The 25,044-nt window shown below is 72.1% G+C and carries 23 protein-coding genes, 1 pseudogene and 1 riboswitch; of the genes and pseudogenes, 4 read left to right on the plus strand and 20 right to left on the minus strand.

What is annotated here, in order from left to right:
* Positions 1-8 precede the first annotated feature (8 nt).
* From ACZ7FF_RS07385 to ACZ7FF_RS07420, 8 genes are all read right to left on the minus strand, one after another.
* Complete coding sequence (locus ACZ7FF_RS07385; RefSeq protein WP_470810234.1) at positions 9-1,202, minus strand: glycine C-acetyltransferase; 1,194 nt, start codon at positions 1,200-1,202, stop codon at positions 9-11.
* 37 nt (positions 1,203-1,239) lie between these two features.
* Positions 1,240-2,268, minus strand: a complete 1,029-nt coding sequence (tdh, locus tag ACZ7FF_RS07390) for an L-threonine 3-dehydrogenase (protein ID WP_470810238.1) — start codon at positions 2,266-2,268, stop codon at positions 1,240-1,242.
* Between the two features lie 160 nt (positions 2,269-2,428).
* Positions 2,429-3,004 (minus strand): GAF domain-containing protein, encoded by a 576-nt coding sequence (locus ACZ7FF_RS07395; RefSeq protein WP_470810239.1) that lies wholly within the window; start codon positions 3,002-3,004, stop codon positions 2,429-2,431.
* A 61-nt stretch (positions 3,005-3,065) separates the two neighbouring features.
* Positions 3,066-3,665, minus strand: a complete 600-nt coding sequence (locus ACZ7FF_RS07400; RefSeq protein ID WP_470810240.1) for a GTP-binding protein — start codon at positions 3,663-3,665, stop codon at positions 3,066-3,068.
* The gene (locus ACZ7FF_RS07405; protein ID WP_470810241.1) at positions 3,643-4,014 is read right to left on the minus strand and encodes a DUF742 domain-containing protein; all 372 of its coding nucleotides are present in this window, start codon (positions 4,012-4,014) and stop codon (positions 3,643-3,645) included. Before ACZ7FF_RS07405 ends, ACZ7FF_RS07400 begins: the two co-directional genes overlap by 23 nt.
* Before the next feature lie 2 nt (positions 4,015-4,016).
* On the minus strand, positions 4,017-4,451 hold the full coding sequence (locus ACZ7FF_RS07410) for a roadblock/LC7 domain-containing protein (RefSeq protein WP_470810242.1): 435 nt from the start codon (positions 4,449-4,451) through the stop codon (positions 4,017-4,019).
* A gap of 69 nt (positions 4,452-4,520) precedes the next feature.
* Positions 4,521-7,580 (minus strand): ATP-binding protein, encoded by a 3,060-nt coding sequence (locus tag ACZ7FF_RS07415; RefSeq protein ID WP_470810243.1) that lies wholly within the window; start codon positions 7,578-7,580, stop codon positions 4,521-4,523.
* Between the two features lie 458 nt (positions 7,581-8,038).
* On the minus strand, positions 8,039-9,205 hold the full coding sequence (locus ACZ7FF_RS07420; protein WP_470810244.1) for an MBL fold metallo-hydrolase: 1,167 nt from the start codon (positions 9,203-9,205) through the stop codon (positions 8,039-8,041).
* Positions 9,206-9,436: 231 nt separating this feature from the next.
* Between ACZ7FF_RS07420 and ACZ7FF_RS07425 the strand changes: the two genes are divergently transcribed.
* A complete protein-coding gene (locus tag ACZ7FF_RS07425) occupies positions 9,437-10,615 on the plus strand; it encodes a glutamate dehydrogenase (RefSeq protein ID WP_470810246.1) in 1,179 nt (392 codons plus the stop codon).
* A 157-nt stretch (positions 10,616-10,772) separates the two neighbouring features.
* Positions 10,773-11,393 (plus strand): TetR/AcrR family transcriptional regulator, encoded by a 621-nt coding sequence (locus ACZ7FF_RS07430; protein WP_470810247.1) that lies wholly within the window; start codon positions 10,773-10,775, stop codon positions 11,391-11,393.
* Between the two features lie 63 nt (positions 11,394-11,456).
* On the opposite strand, the gene ACZ7FF_RS07435 is transcribed toward ACZ7FF_RS07430, so the two are convergent.
* The 4 genes and pseudogenes from ACZ7FF_RS07435 to ACZ7FF_RS07450 form a co-directional block, all read right to left on the minus strand.
* Positions 11,457-12,242 carry an SGNH/GDSL hydrolase family protein gene (locus tag ACZ7FF_RS07435; RefSeq protein WP_470810599.1) on the minus strand — a complete coding sequence of 262 codons (786 nt, stop codon included), beginning with the start codon at positions 12,240-12,242 and terminating at the stop codon, positions 11,457-11,459.
* Positions 12,243-12,475: 233 nt separating this feature from the next.
* Positions 12,476-13,372 (minus strand): M23 family metallopeptidase, encoded by an 897-nt coding sequence (locus ACZ7FF_RS07440; RefSeq protein ID WP_470810249.1) that lies wholly within the window; start codon positions 13,370-13,372, stop codon positions 12,476-12,478.
* A 2-nt stretch (positions 13,373-13,374) separates the two neighbouring features.
* Positions 13,375-13,539: riboswitch (cyclic di-AMP (ydaO/yuaA leader) on the minus strand.
* A gap of 304 nt (positions 13,540-13,843) precedes the next feature.
* Positions 13,844-14,350 (minus strand): annotated as a pseudogene (locus ACZ7FF_RS07445) (GH36 C-terminal domain-containing protein); the annotation flags it as partial.
* Complete coding sequence (locus ACZ7FF_RS07450) at positions 14,335-14,550, minus strand: hypothetical protein (RefSeq protein ID WP_470810250.1); 216 nt, start codon at positions 14,548-14,550, stop codon at positions 14,335-14,337. The gene ACZ7FF_RS07450 and the pseudogene ACZ7FF_RS07445, both read right to left, overlap by 16 nt.
* Before the next feature lie 150 nt (positions 14,551-14,700).
* Between ACZ7FF_RS07450 and ACZ7FF_RS07455 the strand changes: the two genes are divergently transcribed.
* Positions 14,701-15,498 carry a tyrosine-protein phosphatase gene (locus ACZ7FF_RS07455; protein ID WP_470810252.1) on the plus strand — a complete coding sequence of 266 codons (798 nt, stop codon included), beginning with the start codon at positions 14,701-14,703 and terminating at the stop codon, positions 15,496-15,498.
* Positions 15,499-15,517: 19 nt separating this feature from the next.
* On the opposite strand, the gene ACZ7FF_RS07460 is transcribed toward ACZ7FF_RS07455, so the two are convergent.
* Both ACZ7FF_RS07460 and ACZ7FF_RS07465 read right to left on the minus strand, forming a co-directional pair.
* A complete protein-coding gene (locus ACZ7FF_RS07460) occupies positions 15,518-15,640 on the minus strand; it encodes a DUF6126 family protein (protein ID WP_470810253.1) in 123 nt (40 codons plus the stop codon).
* The gene (locus ACZ7FF_RS07465) at positions 15,637-16,260 is read right to left on the minus strand and encodes a helix-turn-helix domain-containing protein (protein ID WP_470810255.1); all 624 of its coding nucleotides are present in this window, start codon (positions 16,258-16,260) and stop codon (positions 15,637-15,639) included. The genes ACZ7FF_RS07460 and ACZ7FF_RS07465 overlap by 4 nt, the downstream gene beginning before the upstream one ends.
* A 141-nt stretch (positions 16,261-16,401) precedes the next feature.
* On the opposite strand from ACZ7FF_RS07465, the gene ACZ7FF_RS07470 reads away from it, so the two are divergent.
* Positions 16,402-16,686 (plus strand): hypothetical protein, encoded by a 285-nt coding sequence (locus ACZ7FF_RS07470; protein ID WP_470810256.1) that lies wholly within the window; start codon positions 16,402-16,404, stop codon positions 16,684-16,686.
* An 84-nt stretch (positions 16,687-16,770) separates the two neighbouring features.
* Here the strand turns inward: ACZ7FF_RS07470 and ACZ7FF_RS07475 are convergent, their stop codons facing one another.
* The 6 genes from ACZ7FF_RS07475 to shc are packed head-to-tail and all read right to left on the minus strand — an operon-like array spanning position 16,771 to position 24,939.
* Positions 16,771-18,156: an aspartate aminotransferase family protein gene (locus ACZ7FF_RS07475; protein ID WP_470810258.1), complete on the minus strand. Its 1,386-nt coding sequence runs from the start codon at positions 18,154-18,156 to the stop codon at positions 16,771-16,773.
* Positions 18,153-20,051 (minus strand): 1-deoxy-D-xylulose-5-phosphate synthase, encoded by a 1,899-nt coding sequence (gene dxs, locus ACZ7FF_RS07480; RefSeq protein WP_470810259.1) that lies wholly within the window; start codon positions 20,049-20,051, stop codon positions 18,153-18,155. The genes ACZ7FF_RS07475 and dxs overlap by 4 nt, the downstream gene beginning before the upstream one ends.
* A gap of 36 nt (positions 20,052-20,087) precedes the next feature.
* Positions 20,088-21,203 carry a flavodoxin-dependent (E)-4-hydroxy-3-methylbut-2-enyl-diphosphate synthase gene (ispG, locus tag ACZ7FF_RS07485; RefSeq protein ID WP_470810261.1) on the minus strand — a complete coding sequence of 372 codons (1,116 nt, stop codon included), beginning with the start codon at positions 21,201-21,203 and terminating at the stop codon, positions 20,088-20,090.
* A 4-nt stretch (positions 21,204-21,207) separates the two neighbouring features.
* The gene (gene hpnH, locus ACZ7FF_RS07490; protein ID WP_470810262.1) at positions 21,208-22,230 is read right to left on the minus strand and encodes an adenosyl-hopene transferase HpnH; all 1,023 of its coding nucleotides are present in this window, start codon (positions 22,228-22,230) and stop codon (positions 21,208-21,210) included.
* 5 nt (positions 22,231-22,235) lie between these two features.
* Positions 22,236-22,877, minus strand: coding sequence for a phosphorylase family protein (locus ACZ7FF_RS07495; RefSeq protein ID WP_470810264.1), 642 nt, complete (start codon positions 22,875-22,877; stop codon positions 22,236-22,238).
* A gap of 1 nt (position 22,878) precedes the next feature.
* A complete protein-coding gene (gene shc, locus ACZ7FF_RS07500; protein WP_470810265.1) occupies positions 22,879-24,939 on the minus strand; it encodes a squalene--hopene cyclase in 2,061 nt (686 codons plus the stop codon).
* Between the last annotated feature and the right edge of the window lie 105 nt (positions 24,940-25,044).

Below are 25,044 nucleotides of genomic sequence, written 5' to 3' on the forward strand. Positions count from 1 at the left end.
CGCCCTGGTCAGGCCTCCAGCTCGGCGCGCGCCGCGACGAAGGCGTCGACGGCGCGGTCGACGTCCGCCGTGGAGTGCGCCGCGGACAGCTGGACGCGGATGCGGGCCTGGCCCTGCGGCACGACCGGGTACGAGAAGCCGATCACGTACACGCCCCGCTCCAGCAGCAGTTCGGCCATGCGGGCCGCCTTCGCCGCGTCGCCGATCATGACGGGCGCGATGGCGTGGTCGCCGGGGAGGATGTCGAAGCCCTCCTCGGTCATCCGGCGACGGAAGAGCGCGGTGTTCTCGTTGAGCCGGACGCGCAGGTCGTCGGCGGCCTCCAGCAGGTCGAGGACCTTCAGGGAGGCGGCGGCGATCACCGGGGCCAGCGTGTTGGAGAACAGGTACGGGCGCGAGCGCTGGCGCAGCAGGGCGACGATCTCGGCGCGGGCCGCGACATAGCCGCCGGAGGCACCGCCGAGGGCCTTGCCGAGGGTGCCGGTGATGATGTCGACACGGTCCATGACGCCGTGCAGCTCGGGCGTACCGCGCCCGGTGGGGCCGACGAAGCCGACGGCGTGCGAGTCGTCGACCATGACCATGGCGTCGTAGCGGTCGGCGAGGTCGCAGATCTCGCGCAGCGGGGCCACGTAGCCGTCCATGGAGAACACGCCGTCGGTGACGACCAGCCGGCGCCGCGCCCCGGACGCCTCCTTGAGCTTCGCCTCCAGGTCCGCGAGGTCACGGTTGGCATAGCGGTAGCGGCGGGCCTTGGAGAGCCGGATGCCGTCGATGATGGAGGCGTGGTTGAGGGCGTCGGAGATCACCGCGTCCTCCTCGCCGAGGAGGGTTTCGAAGACACCTCCGTTGGCGTCGAAGCAGGAGGAGTACAGGATCGTGTCCTCCTGGCCCAGGAAGCCCGCGAGGCGCGCCTCCAGCTCCTTGTGCACCTCCTGGGTGCCGCAGATGAAGCGGACGGAGGCCATGCCGTAGCCCCAGCGGTCCAGGGCCTGGTGGGCGGCGGCGATCACCTCGGGGTGGTCGGCGAGGCCGAGGTAGTTGTTGGCGCAGAAGTTGAGGACCTCGCCGGGGCGGCCGCCGGCGGAGACGTTGACGGTCGCGGACTGCGGGGTGTCGATGACCCGCTCGGGCTTGTGCAGGCCGGCGGCGCGGATCTCGTCGAGCGTGACGCGCAGGTCGTCGCGGACGGTCTCGAACATGAGGGTGACTCCTGAAGGTGCTTGCGGGCGAGGGGGGTTACGCGGTCCAGTCGAGGATGACCTTGCCGCCGCGGCCGCTCGCCGCATCGTCGAAGGCGGCCTCGAAGTCGCGGTAGCCGTACCGGCCGGTGATCACGGGGGCGAGGTCCAGACCGGCCTCGAGCAGCACCGACATCGCGTACCAGGTCTCGAACATCTCACGGCCGTAGATGCCCTTGATGGTGATCATCGAGGTGACGACGCGGGCCCAGTCGACCGGGAACTCCTGCGCGGGCAGGCCGAGCATGGCGATCCGGCCGCCGTGGGTCATGTTGGCGATCATGTCCCGCATGGCCTCGCCGCGCCCGGACATCTCCAGACCGATGTCGAAGCCCTCGCGCAGCCCCAGCTCCCGCTGCCCCTCGGCGATGGAGGTCTCGGCGACGTTCAGGGCGAGGCTCACGCCGAGCTTGCGGGCCAGCTCCAGGCGCTCCTCGCTGACGTCGGTGATGGCGACGTTGCGGGCGCCCGCGTGCCGGGCCACCGCGGCGGCCATCAGGCCGATCGGTCCTGCGCCGGTGATCAGCACGTCCTCGCCGACCAGCGGGAAGGACAGCGCGGTGTGCACGGCGTTGCCGAACGGGTCGAAGATCGCGGCGACGTCGAGGTCGACCGGGATGCGGTGCACCCACACGTTGGACGCGGGCAGGGCCACGTACTCCGCGAAGGCACCGTCGCGGCCGACGCCGAGGCCGACGGTGGCGCGGCACAGGTGGCGGCGGCCGGCTAGGCAGTTGCGGCACTTGCCGCACACCAGATGGCCCTCGCCGCTGACCCGGTCGCCGATGCGGATGTCGGTCACGTCCCGGCCGGTCTCGACGACCTGTCCGACGAACTCGTGCCCGACGACGAGCGGGGTGCGGATGGCCTGCTGCGCCCAGCCGTCCCAGGCCCGGATGTGCAGGTCGGTGCCGCAGATACCGGTCCGCATGACCTTGATCATCACGTCGCCGGGACCGATCTCGGGCTCCGGGACGTCCGTCAGCCAGAGCCCGGGCTCCGCCTTCTCCTTGACCAGCGCCTTCACGCTTGCGGCTCTCCTGTGGGTAGGCCCGACCGCGGGCAGACACAAGGCGCTCGCACCGGGTCAGAGGGGTGGAATCACTCCGCAATCTGCCGTACGCGCGGGCCGGGGTCCATCGATCTTTTCTTAACCGGCGCCTCAGCTTTCCTTCACACCCCCCGGATCACAGGGGCAGACCGTCCCGCGCACTGCGTTCGATGCGTACGACGAGGTCGGCGGCCAGCGCCTTGATCGTCTCCAGGCCCTCCCTCCCCCAGACGCGCGGCGCGGTGTCGCAGGCGCACACGGTGCCGAGCGCCATGCCGGAGCTGTCGATGAGCGGGGCGCCGAGGTAGGACCGGATGCCGTACTCGTCGACGACGGGGTTGCCGGCGAACCGCGGGTAGTCGCGGACGTCCTCCAGGACCAGGGCCTTGCGGCGGACCACGACATGGGGGCAGAACCCGTGCGCGCGCGGGAGGACCCGGCCGAACTCCGGTCTGCTGCCGTCCTCCCGCAGCACCGGCGGGACGGCCGGGACGCACAGGCCCGCGAAGAACTGGTGTTCCTCGCCGATGAAGTTGACCATGGCGTAGGGCGCGCCGGTGAGCCGGGCGAGATGGTCCGCGAAGGCGTCGAGCGCGGGGTCGGGACGGTCCACCAGCCCGAGTCCGCGCAGCCGGTGCACCCGGGCGGGGGCCTCCTTGTCCTCGGGGGTGAGCAGCAGGCCCCGGACCGGCCGGGGCGGCTCGTAGCTCATGACCGGACTCCGTGGCTGTGGGCGTACCTCATGCAGGGGCTCCGTGGGCGGTAGGGCGGGGTCACATGTGGGCGCCATGGCTCGGCGCGGGCGCCGGGGCGTGGGCCAGGAGGTGGCGTACGAGGGTGAGCAGGGTCTGCACCCCCGAGCTGGAGATACGGGCGTCGCAGCGCACCACCGGGATCTCCGGGTCGAGGTCGATGGCGGAGCGCACCTCCTCGGGGTCGTAGCGGTAGGAGCCGTCGAACTCGTTGACGGCGACGATGAAGGCGAGCCCGCGTTCCTCGAAGAAGTCCACGGCGGCGAAGCAGTCCTGCAGCCGGCGGGTGTCGGCGAGGATCACCGCGCCGAGCGCGCCCTCGGACAGCTCGTCCCACATGAACCAGAACCGCTCCTGCCCGGGCGTGCCGAACAGGTACAGCACGTGTTCCGGATCGAGGGTGATCCGGCCGAAGTCCATGGCGACCGTGGTCTCCATCTTGTTCTCGACGCCTTCGAGGCTGTCCGTCGCCGCGCCGACCGTGGTGAGCAGCTCCTCCGTGCTGAGCGGGGCGATCTCGCTGACCGCGCCCACGAAGGTCGTCTTGCCGACCCCGAACCCGCCCGCCACCAGGATCTTGAGCGCGGTGGGGAACGGATCAGAGCTGTCGTCGTAGTCCATCGAGCACTGCCTCCAGCAGGGACCGGTCAGTGGGTGTGTGGTGGAACGCGGGGGGCTTGGTGGTCAGCGCCCCGCAGTCGACCAGGTCCGCCAGCAGGACCTTGGTGACCACCGCGGGCAGTTTCAGGTGCGCGGCGACCTCCGCCACCGACACGGGCGCCCGGCACAGGTCGAGCGCCTGGGCGTGCTCGGGGCCCAGGTAGCCGAGCGGGGTGACCCCGGTGGCCATCACCTGGGAGATCAGGTCGAGGGCGACGCTGGGTTTGGTGCGGCCGTTGCTGACCGTGAACGGGCGCACCAGCCGTCCCGCCGCGTCGTCCAGCCAGGGCCCGTCACCGGCTGCGGCCACGCTCAAGGCCTCGTCGCCGTGCGTTCGACGGTGTGCTGACGGGGGGCGGTCACCAGGTACGGGCGGACGCTCTTGACCAGCATCGCCATCTCGTAGCCGAGCACGGCGGCGTCGGCCTCGCGGCCGGCGAGCACGGCGAGGCAGGTGCCGGAGCCGGCGGTGGTGACGAACAGCAGGGTCGAGTCGAGTTCGACGACGACCTGACGGACGTCCCCGCCGTCGCCGAACCGGACGCCCGCGCTGCGCCCCAGTGAGTACAGCCCGGAGGCGAGGGCCGCCATGTGGTCGGCGCTGTCGTGGTCGAGCCCGTGGACGGACTTGACCAGTCCGTCGCAGGACAGGAGCACCGCGCTGCTGGTGTGCGGAACACGCTGCACGAGGCCGCTCAGCAGCCAGTCGAGGTCGGATGCGTGGACGGTCGGCGCATCGCTCGCCATGGTGGATCGACTCCTTGGGTACGAAGGTCTGGGGAGCGCTGGTGGGGGGTTGCGCGAGTGCGGGGCTGGTCAGCCGGCCGGGGTGCTCCCCTCGGTCCGGCCGGTGCCGCGGGCGCCCTCGGCCGCGGGCGCGTGAGGGCGTGCCTGAGGTATGGGCGCCGGGTCCCCGTATGCCGCGCCGGTGTTCTCCCGTTCCGCGTGGTGCCGGCTCGCGTGCTCCGGCCCCGTGAGGTCTGGGCCCACGTGCTCCGCACCCCGCGTCTCCGGGCCCGTCCGGTCCGGCCCCGCCTGCGTGAACCGTGTCCGCGCAGGCTCGACGGCCCCCGGAGCGACCGACTCCGCACGCCCGGCCGCCGTGTGCTCCGCGTCCGCGTCCGCGCGGGCCACGGGGTAAAGGGAGTCCGTGTGCGAACTCCCGCCGCGCAGAGGGTCCGTGTGCGAGGAGTCCTCGCGGAGCGCGTCCGTGTGCGGCGAACTCGTGGGCAGGGCGTCCGTGTGCAGGCAGCCCGTGGGCAGGGCGTCCGTGTGCGGGGAACTCATGGGCAGGGCGTCCATGCGCAGAGAGCTGGTCGGCAGGGCGTCCATGTGCAGGGAACTCGTCGGCAGGGCGTCCGTGTGCAGGGAACTCGTCGGCAGGGCGTCCGTGTGCAGGTAGCCCGTGCGGAGAGCGTCCGTGTGCAGGGACCCCATGTACGAAGCGCCCGTGTGCGGCGGACTCGTGTGCCCGGCCTCCGGGCGCGCGGGCTCCACGTGCGCGGAACCCATATGTACGGAGCCGGTGTGCACGGAGCCGGTGTGCCAGGACTCCGTGCGCGGGGACTCCGTGTGCGGGGAGCCCGGGTTCGGGGAGCCCGCGTTCGATGACTTCGGGGGCGCGGAGCCCGCCTCCGGGAAGCCCGCGTCCGGGGAGTCCGTGTGCGGAAGGTCCAGGGCGACCGTGTCCGTCGGCCGGGGCTCCCCGTGTGCCGCCTCCCTGGGCTGCTGCGTCTCGGCGAGTCCGATCCCGCGCTGGAAGGCCGCCATCAGTCCGGGGTCGTGGCCCGCGACGGTGTCTCCGTCCTGCCGGGGCGCGGGGCCACCGCGCAGCTGGGGCACGATGTGCTCCTGGGCGCGGCGGCGGGGCAGCCGGGGCCTGTCCATGGTGCCACGCACCGGGCCGACGCGCGGGGTGGGCGGCATGCCCGCGTGCGACTCCAGCGCCGCCCGGTCCTGGGCGCCGATACCGGGCACGGCCTCGGCGGGCGTGGGCCGTTCCCCATGAGCGCCACGCACGGGAAGGGGGGCCGGAGCACCCCCGTGCCGTACGCCCTCACCACCACGCACGGGCAGCGGAGCCGGAGCACCCTCGCCTTCGGGCACCGGACGGGGAACCGGAACGCCGCCCTGGCCTGCGGCGTCGCCGCCGCGCACGGGCAGCGGGGCCGGGGCACCTCCCTCGGCGCCCTCGCCGTCGCGCGCCGGGCGAGAAGACGGAGCGCCTCCCCGCTCGGCGCCCGCACCGCTCGCACCGCTCGCGCCGGCGAGCCGGGTGGAACCGGTGTCGGTCCCCCGTCGGCCCGGCCCGCCGTCGCCGCCGCGTCGGCCGGAGCCGCGCTGCGCGTGCCTGCGCCGCCCGGTCGCCGGGCCCTGGCCGGCACCCGCCCGGGTCCCGGACCCGGCCTCGGTCCCGGCCTCGCCGTCGGGCCGCGGGCCGCTTCCGGTGGCCGTTCCGGCTCCCAAATCCACCCGGGCGGGTCCGGCCATCGATGCAGTGTCCGGCACAGGGGAGCCGGCCCCCGCCGGGGATCCGTTCGTCTGCCGGGGAACACCGGGCGACGGGGACGGCGAGGACAGGTGGGTCCGCACCTGGTGCAGGGAGCCCGTGTCGGCGGGATTCGACGGCGGCGGTACGGGGGTACCGGCGGCGCCCCCCGGTACGCACGGCGCCGTTCCCAACAGGGCCTGGGGGACGACGAGTACGGCCTGCACGCCGCCGTAGATGTTGGTCTGGAGCCGCACACCGATGCCGTGCCTGCGGGCGAGCTGCGAGACGACGTACAGGCCGATGCGGCCGTCGGCCAGCAGGCTGGCGACATTGACCTGGTCGGGGTCGGCGAGCAGGGCGTTCATCCTGCTCTGTTCGCCGACGGGCATGCCGAGCCCGCGGTCCTCGACCTCCACGGCGAGCCCGGAGGTGACGAGGTTCGCGCGCAGCAGCACCTGGGTGTGCGGCGCGGAGAACACCGTGGCGTTCTCGATGAGTTCGGCGAGCAGGTGGATGACGTCGGCGACGGCGTGGCCGCGCAGTTCGCCGTCGACCGGCGGCACCAGCTTGACCCGGGAGTACTGCTCGACCTCGGCGATGGCCGAGCGCAGCACCTCGGTCATGCTCACCGGATTGCTCCACTGGCGCCGGGACACGGCACCGCCGAGCACGGCGAGGTTCTCCGCGTGCCGCCGGATCCGGGTGGCCAGGTGGTCCACGTGGAAGAGGCCCTTGAGCAGGTCGGGGTCCTCGATCTCGTTCTCCAGGTCGTCGAGGATCGAGATCTCGCGGTGCACGAGGGACTGGAGCCGGCGCGCGAGGTTGACGAAGACCTCCAGCTTCTGCTCGCTGCCCGCCTGGCTGGAGAGCTGGGCGGCGCGCACGACGGCGGTGACGGCGCCGTCGTGCGCGCGGGCCAGATCGGCGGCGAGCAGTTCGAACTCGTCGGCGTCCGACGGGGGCCGGCGGCGCGTCGACCGCTGTGGCGGGGTCTCCCCCTGGCGCAGCGCGTCGACCAGGGCGTGCAGGTCGGCCTCGCCGCGCGCGGCGGTGCGGCGCAGCGCGTCGACGCGGTCGGTGACCATCCGGGCGGCCCGGTCGGCGGCCACGGCCGCGATGAGGATGCCGGCGACGGCCACGGCGACCGCCCCGGCGAGCACGGCCCACAGGACGGGGCCGGTGTGCGCGCCGGTGGAGCGGATGCTGAAGAGGACGGCGGCGGTGGCGCTGAGGGCGACCGCGAGCGGCGGCAGCACGGCGAGCCGCATGAGCTGGGGCCGTATGTGTGTCTCGGGCAGCGCGGGAGCGGTTCGGGCGACCGGTCGCCCGTGCCGGCCGCCCTCCCGACGGTCGGCGCGGGTGGCCGGTGCTCGGAGGTGAGACATCGCTACGTCCTCGTACTGGTCCGTCGGGCCTGGTTCGTCACGCCGTGCGCGATGCGGGCATGCGCCGGCGCGGCGTCGGTCGGCGGGACCGGCGGATCCGCCCGCGCCGCCCGACGGACACTCACAGTAGTTGCCTTGGCATCATGTGCGGTGGGCAGTTGACAAAGTCACCCGGGGAGCGTCCCGCTCTGGTATGAAGCCTCGTACGAAAGACCGACGACCCGGCCGGGAACCCTCGGCCGGGTCGAAAGAGAACGATAAGACCTGCTCAAAAGCGGCCAGAAAGAGCGATCGGGAGGCGGCGGGCCAGCATCCGGTCCGGACCTCGACACCCGCCCGTTCTACGACGGTTGTCGCCGCGTCACGCCCCGCGGGAGCGCCCGCGGAGCCCCCATCGAACCCTCCCGACCGTCACGGAGGGTATCGGTCTTGGCCTTGGATCGCGGGTGTGGAGCGTGTCAGCCCCGCTTGGGCGGCTCGGCGACGAACGCGCCGACCGAGCGCCAGGTCCGGCGCACGTCCCCCGACACCCCGCGCCACCACGCCTGGGCCGGCAGCTTGCCGGCGGGCTCGAAGGGCTCGCCGGGCCGGGGCAGCGCCACCGCCTGCCCGGCCTCCTCGGCCGCCTCCTTCGTCCACTCCCCCGGCTCGGCCCACGGATGCGGGGCGAGGTTGAACGTGCCCCAGTGGATCGGCAGCAGCACGCCGTGCGGCGCTCCGCCCTGCAGGTCGAGATGGGCGCGCAGGCCCTCCTCGGGGGTCATGTGGATGTCGGGCCAGAACTCGCTGTAGGCCCCGATCTGGATCATGGTGGCGTCGAACGGGCCGTGCGCGGCGCCGATGCCCTCGAAGCCGTCGAAGTAGCCGGTGTCGCCGCTGTGGTAGATCCGGTGCTCCTCGCCGGCGACCACCCAGGACGCCCAGAGCGTGTGCTGGGTGTTGCGCAGGCCCCGGCCGCAGAAGTGGCGGGCCGGGGCGGCGGTCAGGGTGAGGCCGCCGACCTTGGTGGACTCGTGCCAGTCCAGTTCGCGCAGCCGGTCGGCGGAGACGCCCCAGTGCTCGAGGTGGGCGCCGACGCCGAGCGGCACGGCGAACAGGGTGTCCGTTCCGGCCAGCGCCTTGATGGTGGGCAGGTCCAGGTGGTCGTAGTGGTCGTGCGAGATGACGACCACGTCGACCGGGCCGAGCACGGCGAGCGGCAGCGGCACCGGGTGCAGCCGCTTGGGCCCGGCGAAGGGGAACGGGGAGCAGCGCTCGCCCCACACGGGATCGAACAGCACTCGGTGGCCGTCGATCTCCGCGAGCACACTGGAGTGGCCCATCCAGGTCAGCCGCAGCCCCGTGGCGGGCGGCGCGGCCAGGTCCGCGAAGGTCGTGGGATGCACCGGGACGGTGCCTCTCGGAGCGCGCAGGGGGCGGGTCTCCTTGTCGAGGAACACCTTCGTGAGGTCCAGCGTGGAGCCGGAGGGCCGGGTGCGTGCGGGGCCGCCGGGGTTCTGGAACACACCGTCCTTGAAATGGGGGGAGCGGCGGATGCGGGCCATGCGCTCACCACCGGGGTCCACGCCGAAGGCCGCGGGGCGCGGCACGCGGAGCCCGGAGCTCGAAGAACGCAAACCGGTCACGGTACCTCCAGGTGGAATCGCCAAGGCCCTCCATTATGGTCGGCCCCTGCGACAGCCCGGTCCCGACCATCACTACTGAACGGCGATTCAGCTCGTTGACAGGTCCCGCACGGGTCCCGATACTGACCAGCTGTTCAATAGAACCCCGGCCGGGGTCCCCCGCCCCGACCGGCCGCCGCACCCCCGCACGGCCCGGATCCGCCCCGCCCCGCCGTCCCCGAGGAGACCCCCATGACCACCCCCTTGATGTCGCTCGTCTGGACCGACCACGTCACCGGCCGCCAGGGCTTCCTGGTGGTGGACCGGCTCGTACGGGGCGTGGCAAGCGGCGGGCTGCGGATGCGTCCGGGCTGCACGCTGGAGGAGGTGGCGGGGCTCGCCCGCGGCATGACGATGAAGGAGGCCCTGCACTACAACCCCGAGGGCCGGTACACCCCGCTCGGCGGCGCCAAGGGCGGCATCGACTGCGACCCGCGGGACCCGGGGGCGTACGACCTGCTGGTGCGCTACCTGCGTGCCATGAGGCCGTACATCGAGGGCTTCTGGACCACCGGCGAGGACCTGGGCCTCACCCAGGACCTGGTGGACCGCGCCGCGACCGAGGCGGGCCTGGTCTCCTGCGTCCAGGCGGTCTATCCACTGCTGGACGACGAGGCGGCGGCCCGAAGACGGCTCGCGGACGCCTTCGCGGTCGAGGTGGACGGCATCGGCCTGGACGAACTGGCCGGCGGCTGCGGGGTCGCCGAGTCGGTGCTCGCGGCCCTGGACCGGGCGGCGGTGCCCCACGCGGGCACCCGGGTCGCCGTGCAGGGGCTCGGCACGATGGGCGGGGCCACGGCGCGCTTCCTCTCGCGCGCGGGGCTGACGGTGGTGGCCGTCGCCGACGTCAAGGGCACGATCGCCAACCCGGCGGGCCTCGACGTCGAGGCGCTGCTCGCCGCACGGGACGCCTACGGCACCGTCGACCGGTCGGCGCTGCGCCCCGAGGACCGCGAACTGCCCGGTGACGCCTGGCTGTCGGCGGACGCGGAGGTGCTGGTGCCCGCCGCCGTGTCGTACGCGATCGACACCGATGTCCAGGAGCGGATCGGCGCCCGCTGGATCGTGGAGGCCGCCAACATGCCGGTGCTGCCGGAGGCGGAGGCGCTGCTCGCGGCACGCGGGGTGACGGTGCTGCCGGACGTGGTGGTCAACTCGGGCACGAACGCCTGGTGGTGGTGGACCCTGTTCGGCGACATCGGCGCCGACGCGGACGAGGCGTTCGCGTACATCCGGCGCTCGATGCGCGCCCTGGTCGGCGTGATGCTCGACCGTGCGCAGGCCGACGGCACGACCCCGCGCGCGGCCGCCCACGCCCTGGTGACCGACCGGCTGCCGGTGATCGCGGAACGCTTCGGCTGGTACCGCTGACGTCCGCCTCACTGACCGCGGCCACGACGGTCCGCCGCGGGGCGTGGGGCGCCGGGTGACTGAACCTTGAGTCAGTAGAGCGCGAGCGCGGACCGGGCCGTGCCGGGGCGTCGTGAGGCCGTCGGCGCCGGTTCGGGCGGCTGTGTAGGGTGACCGGATGGCGAGAGTGCGGTTGAGTGTGGCGGAGCGGCGGGAGGAGCTGCTGCGTGCCGCCGTCGAGCAGATCGAGGCGCGGGGCGTGGCGGCGGTCAGGATCGCCGACGTGGCCGCGGCACTCGGGGTGAGCAACGCGCTGGTGCTGTACCACTTCTCGACCAAGGAGAAGCTGGTCGCCGCCGCGTTCGCCCACGCGGCCGAGGACGATCTCGCGCATCTGCGCCGCCTGCTGGGGCGGCGGACCTCCGCGCTGCGCCGGCTGCGCGCCGCGGTGCGCTGGTACGCGCCCACCGGTCAGGCCAAGGGCTGGCGGCTGTGGATCGAGGGCTGGGCCGTGGCCCTGCGCGAGCCCGCCCTGCGGGACGTCACCCAGGACCTGGACCGGGAGTGGAAGGCCGCGATCGCCGAGGTGCTCGCCGAGGGCGTGGCGGCGGGCGAGTTCGGGTGCCCGGACCCGGTGGGCTCCGCGCTGCGGCTGACCGCGCTGCTGGACGGACTCGCCGTGCAGCTGATCTCGTACCCGGGCGCGGTGCCGCGCTCCCGTGCCCAGGAGTGGGTCGACGGGGCCCTGGCCCACGAGCTGGGCCTGGAACGGGCGGCGTTGACGGAACGGGCACGCTGAGCGCGGACGCGGGCACGCCCCGCGCCGCGAGGTGTGCGGGGCGGGGCGGGGGCCGGTGGGCGGTCAGGCCACGGAGCCGATGCGCATCTTGATGTCGTCCGGGGACAGGGCGCCCTTCGCGGTGACGTGGTCGCCGGAGGACTCGCCGCGCAGTCGGCGGCCGATCCACGGCACGAGGAACTCCCGGGCCCAGTGCACGTCGTCGCGGCGCACCTCCAGGGTGCCGCGGGGCGGCAGCGGCGGCCACGACTGCTCCGGATCGGCCGGCACGTCGACGCCCAGGGCCTGGCCGGCGCGCAGCGCCACCCGCGTGTGGCCCTCGGGCGAGAGGTGCAGCCGGTCACTGTCCCAGGCCCGGCGGTCCCGCACCGACTTCAGCGACCACAGGTCGAGCACGGGACAGCCGTACCGGTCGGCGATGGCGCGGACGTGCCCGTTGTAGGTGGCGATCTTGCCGCGCAGATGCTTGAGCACGGGAACGCCACGGGTGTCGAAGCCGGTCGTCACCATGACCGTGCCCGCGGCCCCGGCCAGCAGGGCCACGGACCGCTCGAAGCGCTCGGCCACCTCGTCCGGGTCGGTGCCGGGGCGGATGATGTCGTTGCCGCCCGCGCAGAAGGAGACCAGGTCCGGGGCCAGTTCGACGGCCCGCGGGACCTGGTCGGCCACGATCTGGTCCAGCAGCTTCCCGCGCACGGCGAGGTTGGTGTACTGGAAGTCCCCCTCGGGCCGCCGGTCGGCGAGCAGTACCGCGAACCGGTCGGCCCAGCCCACGAACGCCCCGTCGGGGCCGGGGTCGCCGACGCCCTCGGTGAAGCTGTCCCCCACCGCCACGTACGACCCGATCACTGATCTGCTGTCATTCTTCGAATCGTCTGCCACGTCGGACCATGATTCACCTTCGGGTGTGACCTACGCGACCGTAGGAAGGGGTTGACGAGCGGTGAGAAGAGCCACTCCAAATTCGTTTGCTTTCCAGGAATACGCCTGCCGGCAGGGCTGTTGGGGCCGGGCGCACCGAAGGCCGGACCCGGGGATCGGGGTCCGGCCTTCGGCTGTCAGGGAGGTGGTTCGGGGCGGCCTCAGCCGACGGTGACTCCGTACCGCAGGAGGTAGGCGACCGGATTCACGTCGGAGCCGTAGTCGGGGGTGGTGCGGATCTCGAAGTGCAGGTGCGGGCCGGTGACGTTGCCGGTGGCGCCGGACAGGCCGAGCTGCTGCCCCTCGGTCAGGGTCTGCCCGGCCGAGGCCAGGATCCGGGAGAGGTGGGCGTACTGGGCGTAGTAGCCGTCGTTCAGCCTGACGACGACCTGGTTGCCGTAGGAGCCGCCCCAGCCGGCGGAGACGACGGTGCCAGCGGCGACGGCCTTGACCGGGGTGCCGCTCGGCACGACGAAGTCCACGCCCGTGTGGTAGCCGCTGGCCCACATGCCGCCCGCCACGTGGTAGCCGGTGCCGACGGTGGCGCCGGTCACCGGGAGGGTGTAGCCGGTCGAGGTGGCGGGCGCCGCCGGCGCGGCCTGCGGGGTCGCCGCCCCGGCGGAGGACGCCGGGGCGTCCGAGGAGGGGCGCGGGGTGGCGGGCGCGGGTCGGGCCTCCGCGGCCGCGCCGCCGAGCACGAGCTTGAGGCCCGGGTGGATCAGCGACGGGTCGTCGCCGACGGCCCGCTGGTTGTCGCCGTAGAGCCGGTGCCAGCCGCCGCGGACGTGCTGCTCGTAGGCGATCGTCGAGAGGCAGTCGCCGGACTTCACCGTGTAGGTGCGCACGGTCCTGGCCGGCTGCTGGGTGGCGGCCTTCGTCACGGTCGCCGGAAGGGACCGCACGGCCTTTCCGGAATCCGGCTGGGCGGTGGTGGCGGCGTGCGCCCCGGTGGCCCCGATGAGCGGGAGGGCCAGCGCGGCGCCACCGGTCCCGGCAGCGGCTATGGAGCGGGAAAAACGCGGGGTCTTGGGACGTCGGTGCTTACCCTTGCCGGGCATGGCGCATTCCTCTCCGACGCCTGCGAGGTCAGCTGTCGGGTTCGGGCTGGAGCGGCCCGGCCGCGCGGTGCGCGACTTCACCCCTAGCCTGTCGCGGAGACCGGACAGGCAGTCGTACCTGGTGGGTCCCCCGCTCCTGCCGAACGCGGGTCAAGTGTGTGGGGACTCCGGGCGGCGGCAGGATTCGGCGTTCCGTCCGGATTCGGGCTGAACGTAAGGGAGCAAGACGCGCGGAAACAAGCAGTGGGTTCCCGGTGTTGGCACTTCGGATGATCGAATGCGGGAATACGACATCACCCTCCGTGAATAACCACCCCCTTCCTTCCCTGAATTTCCCTTTTCCGCAACGCAATTACGTGAACATGACGCGCGACACAGGGTCACGGATATGACCCTCATCACGCACCATCACGCCATGCCCCGTTATTGGGCGTCGAGTTGCAATGAAGGCCTTAAATTCGGACAGAAGGCTCAAGTGTGGCGCAGCCGGAGAACCGTCGCATCAACGTCACCCTTGAGACCGGTGCGCAGCCCGTGGTGCAGCAGGCCCGCACCACGGTGCACTTCGCCCGTTTCACGGCATTCGTACGATGCCGAGGGGTCGAGCCCCCGCAGCCGCACCGCGGGCACGGGCTCGCCGTAGCTCTGCGCCCGGAGGCAGGCGAGGACCACCGTCTCGTCCCCCAGGAGGTACTGGACGGCACTCAGGCCGCCCTCCGGAGGCCTGAGCCGGTACTGGTCGCCGCGCTGGACCAGCGGGCGGATCTCCTTGTACAGCTCCACCCACCGCCGGGTCTCGGCCGGCTCCCCCTCGCTCCACCCGGTGAGGTCGCCGCCGACGCCGAGGACGCCGGCCATGGCACTGACGAAGCGGAACCGCAGCGAGCCGATCCGGCCGTTGAGCTGGGGGTGCGGCTCGCCGGGCCAGCCGGCGTCGGTGAAGCAGCGGTTGAAGTCCCACTTCACATAGTCGACCGGGACTCGAAGGGCCGGTGGCCGGGCAGCGGGCGCGCCGCGAGGGCCTCGGTGTCCGCGAGCGCGGTCCCCGGTCCCCGGTGGAGGTGCAGCAGCTCGTCCGCGTCGGTGAGACGCAGGGCATAGCTGCTGGTGGGCCCCGACAGAAGCCGGGTGCGACCGCCTTCGGCGATGTCCACCATCGAGACCTCACGGGTGCCCACAGATCCGTTCGGGTACGAACATCATCCGGCCCTTCAGTCCCAGGTGACCATGCCTGTGGACAACTCATTGCCCCGGGAAATCAATGTCGTATCGTCGACTGAGCGCCCGCCGACGAGCAGCGACGGCGGGGCCGACCGGGAGGAGCCCCCGTGACGCAGCAGGTCCCGTCGACCGAGCCCGAGCTGGCCGGAGTGCGCAATTTCCGTGACGTGGGCGGACTTCCGACCGTGGACGGACGGCGGGTGCGGGGCGGTGTGCTGTTCCGCAGCGGGCACCTCGCGCACGCGACGGGTGAGGACGCCGTCTTCCTCTCCTCCCTGGGCCTGCACACGATCTTCGACTTCCGCAACGCGGCCGACCAGAAGCTGGAGGGCCCGGACGTCGAACTGCCGGGGGTGCGCAACGTGAACCTGCCGCTGAGCGACCCGGCGGACGGCGCGGAGTTCTGGAAGATGGTCCGCGACGGCGACCTCGACCAGCTGCGCACGATCCTCGACGACGGCAAGGCGGCGGGCAGGATGGTCGCCTCGTACCGGACGATCGTCAAGGAGCGCACCGGCGAGCACTCACGGGTGCTGCACGCGCTCGCCGAGGACAGCGTGCCCGCGCTGATGCACTGCGCGGCCGGCAAGGACCGCGCGGGCATCTCGATAGCGGTGACCCTGCTCGCAGTGGGCGTGGAGCGCGAGGCGATCGTCGCCGACTACCTGGAGTCGAACGCCAAGCACCGCCGCTACAAGGTGCGCCGCAACGGCACCGCGGCGAGCGCGTACTCCCCCGAGGTGATGGAGCTGCTCAGCCCGCTCTTCGACGCCCGGGCCGAGTATCTGGCGGCGGCCTTCGACAGCATCGAGGAGACGTGGGGCGGGGTGGACGCCTACCTGGAGCAGGGGCTGCGGCTGTCCCCGGAGAACCGGGAGCGGCTGCGGGCGCGGCTGCTGGACTGAGCGGCCCCGCCGGGCGGCCTCAGCCCTTCCCGCCCAGCGCGAACAGCAGGTAGAGGAACGCGGCGAAGAGGTGTCCGATGGCGATGTAGATGATCAGCCGGATCCACAGGGAACGGGGGAACTTGGTCTCGAAGTCGCTCATGGCAGCTCTCCGGTCAGGGGCCCCAGGCACAGTGCGGCCGTGGGGCTCTGCAGCAGGGTGTGGACGAACAGCAGCTCCACGCCGCCCTGGTCCTCGGCGGCGAGGCGGTGCGGGGTGAGCGAGTCGAAGTGCGCGCTGTCCCCGGGTGCGAGCAGGTGCACGGTGTCGCCGAGGCGCAGGCGCAGGTGCCCCTTCAGGACGTAGAGCCACTCCTCGCCGGGATGGACCCGCACGATGTCGCCCTGCGAGCCGTAGGGCACACGGACGCGCAGCGCCTGCATGCCACGGCCGGGCGCGCCCGCCGGGAAGTAGGTCCAGCCGCCCGCCCGGGTCGGCTCCATGTCGCCCGCCCGTATGATCGAGTCACGATCGGCAACGGTCTCGCCGAGCAGATCGGAGACCGTCGTACCGTAGATGCGGGCCAGCGCGAGCAGCATCGGCAGCGAGGGCTGGCGCTGCCCGGTCTCCAGGCGGGACAGATGGGCCGGCGAGAGTCCGGCGTCCCGGGCCGCGGCCTCCAGGGTGAGGCCGGCCCGCCGGCGCAGGGCGCGCAGCTGTGGCGCGACGGCCGGCAGACCGTCGCCCTGTCCCGCCGGCGGCGGGACCTCTGAGGCGTTCATGCCTCCATTCAGCCCGACTTTTGCCTCGGCGGCAATTTTCTTGCCTGAGAGGCAAAGTCGCCCCGGCATCCTTCCCCGCGGTCTGCCGCTGCTACGCTCTTCCCAAGACTTGAACGCGTTCAAAAACAGGGGGGTCGCATCATGTCCGTGCCGACCGGGCCGCAGCGGGGCGGGTCGCCCGCCACCGCGCTGGGCCCCACCGCGCTCGTCTTCGGGATCGTCGCCGCCGCGGGGGCCTGGCCCACCCTCACCTTCCTCCTGCTGCCCTGGTCCCTGATCGCCGGCGGGCTGGCCGTCACCTTCGGCGCGATGGGCCTCCACCACGCGGGACGCGGGGTGGGCGGCGTCTGGACCTCCGTCACCGGAACCGTGCTGGGCGCGATCGGGCTCGCCGCGCTCTTCATGCTCTTCGTGGTGCTCGCCTAGCCGGAAAACGGCCCGGGAACGTCCCCGCCCCGCGGCGGACACGAGCCGCAGCGGGGCGGGGACGGGCAGGCAGACAGGGCCACCTCAGCGGTTGGCCACCGCCTGCTTGATCAGGGTCTTGCCGAAGTCCCACATCAGACCGCCGCCGCTGTGGGCGTCGTCCATGACGGCACTGAAGGCGTCGACGAACCTGTCCACGTCGGCCTCGTCGAGGACGAGCGGCGGGATCAGCTTGATCACTTCGAGATGGTCGCCGGAGACCTGGGTGAGGATCCGGTGGCGCTGGAGCAGCGGTACGACCACCATCTGCGCGAACAGGCCCTTGCGGGCGGCCTGGAGCATGGTCCAGCGGCCGCGCAGCTTCAGCGAGGACGGCCTGCCGAACTCGATGCCGATCATCAGGCCCCGGCCGCGCACGTCCGCCAGCAGCTCGTACTTGCCGATCAACGCGGTGAGCCGGGACTTCAGCAGCTCGCCCGTCGTGCGCACCCCGGCGACGATCTGCTCGTTCTCCATCACCGACAGCACGGCGAGCCCGGCGGCCATCGCCTGAGCGTTGGAGCCGAAGCTCGCCGAGTGGACCAGCACCCGGTCCATCGAGGAGTAGACCTTCTTGAAGATCCAGTCCTTGCCGAGGGTCGCGCCGACCGGGACGTAGCCGCCGGACAGGGCCTTGGCGACGCACACCAGGTCCGGTTCGACACCGTCCTCGTGCTGGTAGGCGTAGAAGTCGCCGGTGCGGCCGAGGCCGGTCTGCACCTCGTCGGCGATGAGCAGCGCCTTGTGCCGGTGCAGCAGGTCCTGTGCCGCGCGCAGGTAGCCGGGCGGGGCCTCGTGCACGCCCTTGCCCTGGATCGGCTCCACGATCAGGGCCGCCACGTCGCCCCTCCTCAGCTCACGCGCCAGGGCGTCGAGATCGCCGAGGGGTACGGCGGTGTCGGGCAGCAGCGGGGCGAAGCCGTCGCGGAAGCCGGTCTCGCCGTTCACCGACAGCGAGCCGGTGGTCAGGCCGTGGAAGGCGTGGTCGCAGTAGAGGATCCGCGGTCTGCCGGTGGCGTACCGGGCGAACTTCAGGGCGGTCTCGACCGCTTCGGTGCCGCTGTTGCCGAAGAACACCCGGTCCAGGTGCGGGCTGTGGCCGAGGAGCCGTTCGGCGAGCAGGCCGGGCAGCGGCTGGCAGTCGAAGCGGGTGAGGTCGGCGAGGTTCAGGTCGAGGACGTCGTGCAGCGCCCGCCGGACGACCGGGTGGTGGCGGCCGAGGCCCATCACCCCGAACCCGGCGAGCATGTCCAGGTAGTCGTTGCCCTCCGCGTCGAAGAAGTGGGCCCCCTCGGCGCGTTCGTAGACCTTGTCGAAGCCGATGGTGTGCAGCATGCGCGGCAGCTGCGGGTTCAGGTATCTGGAGTGCAGCTCGTAGCGTTCGGCTCCACGCTCGGCGAGCAGGGCGCCGAGGTCGAACTCGGTGGTCATTCACTCTCCTTGGCTGTGCCGTCCGCGTCCCTGACGGCCAGGCTCGCGCTGATCCGCCCGGCGATCTCGACGGGCGTGAGGCCGATGTCGGCCAGCACCTCGCCGCGCTTGGCGTGCGCGAGGAACTGGTCCGGGATGCCGAACCGCCGTACCGGCACGTCCACGTCGGCGTCGCCCAGGGCCAGCGCCACCGCCGAACCGACGCCGGCCGCACGGCTGTTGTCCTCCACCACGGCCACCAGGCGGTGCTCGGCGGCGAGGCCGGGCAGGGCGGGGTCGACCGGCTTGACCCAGCGCGGGTCCACCACGGTGCAGTCGATGCCGCGTGCTGCCAGCAGCTCCGCGGCCTGCAGGCACACCGGCGCCATCACGCCGACCGCCACCAGCAGGACCTCGGGACGTCCGGCCCGGTGCAGGACGTCCACGCCCCCGACGCGGCCGACGGCCGGGATCCGCGGTCCGACGGACTCCTTCGGGAAGCGGAGCAGGGTGGGCGCGTCGTCCACGGCGACGGCCTCGCGCAGCTGGGCGCGCAGTTGCTCGTCGTCTCGTGGGGCGGCGATCCGCAGGCCGGGGACGACCTGGAGGACGGACATGTCCCACATGCCGTTGTGGGACGCCCCGTCCACGCCGGTGACGCCGGCCCGGTCCAGCACGAAGGTGACGCCGCAGCGGTGCAGGGCGACGTCCATGAGGAGCTGGTCGAAGGCGCGGTTGAGGAAGGTGGCGTAGACCGCCACGACCGGGTGCAGCCCCCCGGTGGCCAGCCCGGCCGCGGAGACGGCCGCGTGCTGTTCGGCGATGCCCACGTCCCACACCCGGCCGGGGAAGCGCTCGGCGAACCCGCCGAGGCCGACGGGGTGCAGCATGGCCGCCGTGATGGCGACGACGTCGTCCCTCTCCTCCCCGATCCGTACGATCTCCTCGCCGAACACCGATGTCCAGGAAGGCCCGTTGGAGGGGGCGAGCGGCTCGCAGGTCCGCGGGTCCATCACTCCGACGGTGTGGAAGTGGTCCTCCTCGTGCGCGAGGGCGGGCTCGTAGCCGCGGCCCTTCTCGGTGAGGCAGTGCACGAGGACCGGGCCGTGGAACCGTTTCGCGCGGCGCAGCGCCGACTCGACGGCCTTGATGTCGTGGCCGTCGATCGGGCCGACGTACTTCAGGCCCAGGTCCTCGAACATGCCCTGCGGGGCGAAGGCGTCCTTGAAGCCCTTCTTCGCGCCGTGCAGGGACTCGTAGATCGTGCCGCCGACCACGGGCGTCCGCAGCAGCACGTCCTTGCCCCAGGCCAGCACCTTCTCGTAGCCGTCGGTCGTGCGCAGGGTGGCCAGGTGGTTGGCGAGGCCGCCGATGGTCGGGGCGTACGAGCGCTCGTTGTCGTTGACGACGATGATCAGCGGGCGGTCCTTGGCGGCCGCGATGTTGTTCAGCGCCTCCCAGGCCATGCCGCCGGTGAGCGCGCCGTCGCCGATGACCGCGACCACATGGCCCTTCTCCCCCAGCACCTGGTTGGCCTTGGCGAGACCGTCGGCCCAGCCCAGCGCGGTGGAGGCGTGGCTGTTCTCGATGACGTCGTGCTCGGACTCCTCGCGTGAGGGGTATCCGGACAGCCCGCCCTTGCCGCGCAGCTTCGAGAAGTCCTGACGTCCGGTCAGGAGTTTGTGGACATAGCTCTGGTGACCGGTGTCCCACAGGATGCGGTCGACCGGTGACTCGAAGACCCGGTGGAGCGCGATGGAGAGTTCCACCACCCCCAGGTTGGGCCCGAGGTGACCGCCGGTCCGCGACACCGCCTGCACCAGGAACTCACGTATTTCCTCGGACAGTTCACCAAGTTCCGTCTCGGACAGCGCCTTCAGGTCGCGCGGTTGCCGGATCGTCTCCAGAATCGTCACGTTCGGGCCCCCTCTCGGTCCGTGTCTTGCTTGGACTCACTTCATCCGCCCGGCGAGCTTCTGGGCCTCCTCGATGAGGGTCTCGACGATCCTGGACTCGGGGACGGTCTTGACGACCTCACCCTTGACGAAGATCTGACCCTTTCCGTTGCCTGAGGCAACTCCGAGGTCCGCCTCACGGGCCTCCCCCGGGCCGTTGACCACACAGCCCATCACCGCCACGCGCAGCGGCACCTCCATGCCGTCCAGACCGGCGGTCACCTCGTCGGCGAGCTTGTAGACGTCCACCTGGGCGCGCCCGCACGACGGGCAGGAGACGATCTCCAGGCGCCGTTCCCTCAGACCGAGCGACTCCAGGATCTGGATGCCGACCTTGACCTCCTCGGCCGGGGGCGCGCTCAGCGACACCCGGATGGTGTCCCCGATGCCCCGGGACAGCAACGCCCCGAACGCCACGGCCGACTTGACGGTGCCCTGGAACGCCGGCCCCGCCTCCGTCACACCCAGGTGCAGCGGATAGTCGCAGCGCTCGGCCAGCTGACGGTACGCCTCGATCATCACGACCGGGTCGTTGTGCTTCACCGAGATCTTGATGTCCCGGAAATCGTGCTCCTCGAAGAGCGACGCCTCCCAGAGAGCGCTCTCGACGAGGGCCTCCGGGGTCGCCCTGCCGTACTTCTGCAGCAGCCGCCGGTCCAGGGAGCCCGCGTTGACCCCGATCCGGACCGGCGTGCCGTGGTCCTTCGCGGCGCGCGCGATCTCTTTCACCTGGTCGTCGAACTTCTTGATGTTGCCCGGGTTGACGCGGACCGCTGCGCAGCCGGCCTCGATCGCCGCGAAGACGTACTTCGGCTGGAAGTGGATGTCCGCGATCACCGGGATCTGCGACTTGCGGGCGATGGTGGCGAGGGCGTCCGCGTCGTCCTGCGTGGGGCAGGCGACGCGGACGATCTGGCAGCCGGACGCGGTGAGTTCCGCGATCTGCTGAAGGGTGGCACCGACGTCCGACGTACGGGTCGTCGTCATCGACTGCACCGACACCGGGGCACCGCCCCCGACCGCCACCGGACCGACGTGGATCTGCCGCGACCGCCGCCGCGGCGCGACCGGCCGGGCCGGTACCTCGGGAACGCCCAAGGGAACGGCGGTCATCGGATCACTCCCGGTTCCCGGACACGGTCTCGCGCATGGCCCGCAGCGACTCCTTCAGGGAACCCATCGTGGCGAGGACGGCGGTGGGCTCGTAGCCGCAGTGCGCCATGCAGTTGGCGCAGCGCGGGTCCTTGCCGCGGCCGTACTTGTCCCAGTCGGTGTCCTCGATGAGTTCGCGGTACGTCGGCACGTACCCGTCGCTCATGAGGTAGCAGGGGCGCTGCCAGCCGAAGAGCGAGTAGTTCGGGATCGCCCACGCGGTGCACGGGAAGTCGACCTTGCCCTCCAGGAAGTCCAGGAAGAGCGGGGAGTGGTTGAGCCGCCAGCGCCTGCGGTTGCCGCCCGCGAAGGCCTTCCGGAACAGTTCGCGGGTCTGCTCGACACCGAGGAAGTGCTCCTGGTCGGGCGCCTTCTCGTAGGCGTAGGCGGGCGAGATCATCATCTCGTCGACCTCGAGGTCGTCGTTGAGGAAGTTGAGCACCTCGATGATGGTCTGCGGGGTGTCGGTGTTGAAGAAGGTGGAGTTGGTGGTCACCCGGAAGCCGCGCCGCTTGGCCTCCTTGATGGCCTCGACCGCCTCGTCGAAGACGCCCTCCTTCGCGACGGACTCGTCGTGCCGCTCGCGCAGCCCGTCGATGTGCACCGCGAAGGCGAAGTAGGGCGAGGGCTTGAACTTGTCCATCTTTTTGCGCATCAGCATCGCGTTGGTGCACAGGAAGACGTACTTCCGCCTGGCCACCAACTGGCGCACGATCTCGTCGATCTGAGGGTGCATCAACGGTTCTCCACCGGCGATGGAGACCATCGGCGCACCGGACTCCAGAACCGCGCCCACCGCCTGGGCGACCGGCATCCGCTGCTTCAGCACACCGGCCGGGTGCTGGATCTTGCCGCAGCCCTCGCACTTCAGGTTGCAGGCGAACAGCGGCTCGAGCTCCACGATGAGCGGGAACTTGTCCCGCCTGCGCAGCTTCTGCTCGGCCAGGTATGTAGCGACCTTGATGGACTGACGCAACGGCATGGCCATCTGGCTCACCTCCGGGGGAGCAACAAAGAACGGTGCCATTCGAAAAATGCGGGAAGAACGGAACGAAGTACGCGGAAAGCCGATATTCCGCCGCGCACCGTGCCGATCCGTACGAGTTCGTGTTCGGGAGCGTCCACGACCACCCGCACGGCGGCGACGGGACGCTCGCCCGCGCGGACGGCCGTGAGCAGCGTGGCCGCCGACTCCATGTCGACCGCGAGGGCGCCGGTGGCGCCGAGGTCGGCCCGTTCGGGCCCCCGGACCACGTGGTCGGAGCCGCTGAGCGGGCCGGTGTGGACCGTGCGTCCGGGCAGCAGACGCGCGAGTTGCTTGACGAGCAGTTCGGTGCCGACGCACGGGACGGTCCCGCGCGGGTCCCGGGTCTCCTCGGCCACCACCAGGTCGCCGGGGTGCATGCCGGGGGCCAGTCCGGCGCAGAAGCCGGTGGCCAGTACGGCGGCCTCGGCGAGCGCCGGCTCGGCCAGCCGCCGGGTGACGGCCCGCTGCGCCGCACGCGGGCCCATCCCCGTGCGGACGAACGTGACCGGCCCGCCCGCCCCGCCGCGGTCGCCGGAGCGCAGGGCGAGGTGCTCGATGCCGAGCGCGCAGGCGATCAGCAGCGGAGCCGGGGCGGGCTGGGTGCTCACGTCAGCTCCCCTTGGCCTCGGAGAGGGACGCCTTGGACTGCTCGGTCGCGGCCGGCCGCTTCCTGGGCCCGGCGAGCGGCTTGCGCTCGAACGGGTCCCCGTGCAGGTAGCGGCCGAGCGCGGTGAGCGGGAACACCTGCCGGTACAGGTGGTAGTTGATGGAGAAGTCCCAGGGGAAGCCGGTGCCGGTGAAGTACGGCTCGTCCCAGGTGCCGTCCTCCCGCTGGGTCCCGGCCAGCCACTGGACGCCGCGCTCGACCGCCTTGGAGTCCCGCTCCCCGGCCGCGAGCAGCGCCATCAGCGCCCACGCCGTCTGCGAGGCGGTGGAGGCGCCCCGGCCGCTCCATTCCTTGACGTACTTGTAGGAGCGCAGGTCCTCGCCCCAGCCGCCGTCGTCGTTCTGCACGGACTCCAGCCAGGCCACCGCCCGCCGGATCGCGGGGTGCGAGCCGGGCAGTCCCGCGGCGGTCAGCGCCGGGACCACCGACCCTGTGCCGTAGATGTAGTTGACGCCCCAGCGGCCGAACCAGGAGCCGTTGGCCTCCTGTTCGGCGAGCAGCCACTCGATGCCGTGCCGGGTGCGCGGGTCGTGGGCGAGGCCCTCGGCGGCGAGCATCTCCACGACGTGCGCGGTGACGTCCGCGGACGGCGGGTCGATGACCTCGCCGAAGTCGCAGAACGGCAGCCGGTTGGGGAACGGGCTGGTGTTGTCGACGTCGAAGGCGCCCCAGGCGCCGTTCCTCGACTGCATCCCGAGGTTCCAGCGCACGGCGCGCCCGATGACCCGGTCGACCCGCTCGGGGTCCTGGTGGGCGACGCGGCGCAGCGCGAGGGCCACCTCGGCGGTGTCGTCGATGTCCGGGTAGTTGTCGTTGTGGAACTCGAACGCCCAGCCGCCGGGCGGGAGCTGGGGCCGCCTGACGGCCCAGTCGCCGGGCCGGACGATCTCCTCGCCGAGCATCCAGTCGGCCGCCTTGACCAGTTGCGGGTGGTCGGCGGGCAGACCGGCGTCCGCCAGCGCGATGGTGGCGAGGCAGGTGTCCCACACCGGGGACTGGCAGGCCTCGATCATCCGGGCGCCGTCCTCGCGCCACACGGCGAAACGGTCCAGCGAGGCGAGGCCCTCGCGCATCACCGGGTGCTGGAGGTCGTAGCCGAGCAGGTGGAGGGCGATGACCGAGTACACGGCCGGGGGCTGGATGCCGCCCCAGCAGCCGTCGTTCTCCTGCCGCTCGATGATCCAGCGGGCCGCCGAGTTCATCGCGGCCCTGCGCAGTCTGCGCGGTGCCACCTTGCGCGCCTGGTGCAGCGCCTTGTCCAGGCGCTGGAAGGCACCGTCCCAGCTGGCGAGGGGGGCGAGCGGCTTGGGCGGGTTGGGCATCGCCGGGTCGGTGTGCAGCTCGTCCAGGGCGAAGGGCGCCGGACGCACCGGGCGCTTGGCCGAGACGACCGTGAGCGGCACGATCGTCTGCCGGGCCCAGCACCCGAAGTCGTAGATGTTGAGCGGCATCCAGGTGGGGAAGTAGATGAGCTCGGGCGGGAGTTCGGGCAGGTCCTCCCACTTCCACCAGCCGAACAGGGCGAGCCAGATCCGGGTGAAGACCCGGGCGGCGGCGATACCGCCGCGCTCGCGGATCCAGGCGGACGCCCTCGCCATGTGCGGGGCGTCGGGCGCGTCGCCGGCCAGGCGCAGGGCGACGTACGCCTCGATGGTGGTGGACAGCTCGCCGGGCCCGCCGTAGAAGGTGGCCCAGGTGCCGTCCTCGCGCTGCTCGCCGCGGATGAAGAGGGCGGCGGCCTGCGTGGTCGCGTCGTCGCGGATCCCCAGGAACTCGCGCAGCAGCAGGTCCTCGGCGTCCATGGTGACGTTCGTCTCCAGGTCGCCCTTCCACCAGCCCTCGGCGTCCTGCCGGGAGAGGAGGAAGTCGGTGGCGCGCCGTGCGGCGCGTGCGGCGGCCTCGTGCACCCCGGCCGTCTCGGGGGTGGTGATGGTGGTGTCGCTGGCCGCGGTCGCGCGGGACGGCAGGGTCGCCCCGGTACTTCCGTCGGTCGTCGCTGTCATGGCTTCCCCTTCGTGCAGTCGTGCGAGTCGTGCTGCTGTGGGTCCGCCGTCGGCCGGTGTCCTTCATCGTGTGACACCGGCCGGCGACTACGCGAGGCTTGTTCG

This window comes from Streptomyces sp. NPDC037126 (assembly GCF_055605965.1).